The sequence below is a fragment of the Actinosynnema sp. NPDC059797 genome, assembly GCF_042732085.1.
Classification (GTDB): Bacteria; Actinomycetota; Actinomycetes; order Mycobacteriales; family Pseudonocardiaceae; genus Actinosynnema.
On the sequence record NZ_JBHWIE010000651.1, the window covers coordinates 1 to 2,242 of the forward strand.

Here is a 2,242-nt window from a genome sequence, read left to right on the forward strand (position 1 = left end):
ACCAACCGGTAGTGCACGCCGGTCTGCGGACCGCCACCGCCACCCGTCGTCTCCACCGGGCGCCGGGACAGGGCCAGGGCCTGACCGACGTCCGGCAGAGGCCGCAGCCGGTATCGGTGCGCCACGCCCTGGTTGAGCTGGTTCTTTCCCACAAAGGTGTCATGTACCTCACCCTTCAGGAACCGGAGAGCGTCCACGACCGCCTGGCCACGTGACCGCCTACGGGTAATTCGTCGGTTCCCACTCGGAGGGGTGTTCGATGATCGCGGATGGCGCCGGGAAACTGCTGTCCGGAGTGCGGAGGTCCGCTGCGGGCGTCGTCGTCGCGGTGCCGGTGGCAGCAGGGGTGGGTCGTGGCCGCCGCGCGCGGCCAGGACGCCGAGTTGTTGTCGTGCGCGGGCAGCGGCGCCAACACCTACCAGCCCGGTGTGATCGCGCAGCCCCGGACCGTCTCCACCACCTCCAACACGAATTACGGGCCGGGCGTGTCCAGCGGTTCACCGACGATCACCTCCGGCGGGTACGGGATCGGCGCGGGACCGCCCCCGGTACACGACGCGGCAGCGCCTGTTCGGTGTGGTGGCGCCGACGACCACTCTCGTCCGCTGCCCGTGCGACCGGGACACCGTGAGGGTCGTGGCGGTGTCCCGACCGCGATCACCCCACGACAGACTCGCCTTCGACATCGCCTGGGTGGGCGACTGCCGCGCCTACCTGCTCGAAGGCGATCTGCTCTCGGCTGGCCGTCGATCACACCGTCGGTGAGCGCATGCGCGGAGCAGGCAGGCCCGTGCCCCTGGCCGCGCACGACGACAACGTCGTGACCACCACCGTGGGCACCGCCGTGGGCACCGCCGACCCCGTCACCCTGGACGCCACCGCTGTGCGCACCGAACGCGGACGACTCGTGCCGGTCGGCGACGGGACTGGCCACGCCGGGCCTCCCCGCGCCGGCGGCCACAGCCTCGTGGCGACGGCCCCTGGCTGCGCGCCCGTGGCTACCTTTTCGCACTCGCCAGGGTGCCGGTTGGGCACCGCGCGGCAGGCCGCGTCACGACCTCGACGAGCGGAGACCCGGGCGGAGCCGAGCCGTGGATGGGCAGCGGCGCCTTTCTCACTCGCCTATGTTGAACTGGTAGTACCAGCCGGAATTCCAACCGGACGGGAGTTGCGTGTAGTTGTAGTAACGGCAGGAGCGCCAGATGAACGGCTGCCCGATCTCCAACTCCTGCTGGATGTGCTGTTCCAGTTGGTATTCGCAAGCAGCCTCGGAATCGTAGTCTCCGCTCCAGTACCAGATCGATGCGTGTGCAGGGGTTGCAGTGGTGATGGCCGCGGCGAAGATCGCAACGAGCGTTGCCGCAACACGTCGCATGGTCGGCACGTCAGCTCCTCGATGAACAGTTCCCCGGTGAACACCGCACGTGCCAGGTCACCGGTGGCGGGTCGACGGTGAAGCAGTGCTTGGCCGGAACGTTGCCGTCGCAGGGTAGTCGTCGTCCTCGGCGCCGTACGTCGAATGGCCGGCGGTGGGTGTCGTGACCAACAGGACCAATGCGATGGCGATGAGCGTGCGGCGGCGTGGAAGGGACCCTGTTCGTGAGGATGCCGGCACGTCGGCGTTCCACGTCGTGCGGATTCGGCTATCGCGATGGCGGTCGTTCCCGGTGAACGCGATTGTGGCGGTTCGCGTGCGTAGCCACCTCTTCCTGGCCCACGGTTGCGAGAACGATTGTGTTGCACCCTCCTCGAATCATCCGACCAGGAGAGAGTGTCCGAATTGTGTGATCAAAGACATCCGCCGACAGGGTGATTCCGAACGCTCGACCGCATCAGTCGGTAATGACAGTCAGTATGCATTCTTCGGACCAGTCGTACTCGACCCGGTCCTTGCACACGATCGCACGGCGCGTGCTCAAGCGCCCGCGGACACCACCCGCTCCCCGGCGCGACACCTGTGCTTCGTGATAGAAGTCGCCACCCGCTACGACGACCGCCGACCCCACCGAGCACTCCGACTCGCACCACCACGACCGGACAGGCCGAGGGCCGATCGCCCGCACGCCGCGGGCCGCACCATCGCGGTCGAACCGGTCCGGACCGGCGGGTTCCCCACCCTTGGTCGGCCCGGCCTCCAGCGACGATGCGCGCCCGGAAAGAAGATCACCTCGGCGCGGGTGCCGCGGCACCCGCGCCGAGATGTTCAGCCGCACCACACCGGGCTGTCGGCTCACACCCCCGG

Annotated in this window: 2 protein-coding genes; both read right to left on the bottom strand. The window is 68.6% G+C overall.

Annotation, left to right across the window (positions count from 1 at the left end):
• Window positions 1-1,114: 1,114 nt before the first annotated feature.
• Window positions 1,115-1,384: a hypothetical protein gene (locus ACFV4N_RS42945; protein WP_499678450.1), complete on the bottom strand. Its 270-nt coding sequence runs from the start codon at window positions 1,382-1,384 to the stop codon at window positions 1,115-1,117.
• 448 nt (window positions 1,385-1,832) lie between these two features.
• Window positions 1,833-2,242 (bottom strand): hypothetical protein (locus ACFV4N_RS42950; RefSeq protein ID WP_499678451.1); only part of this gene is annotated, 410 nt, incomplete at its 5' end.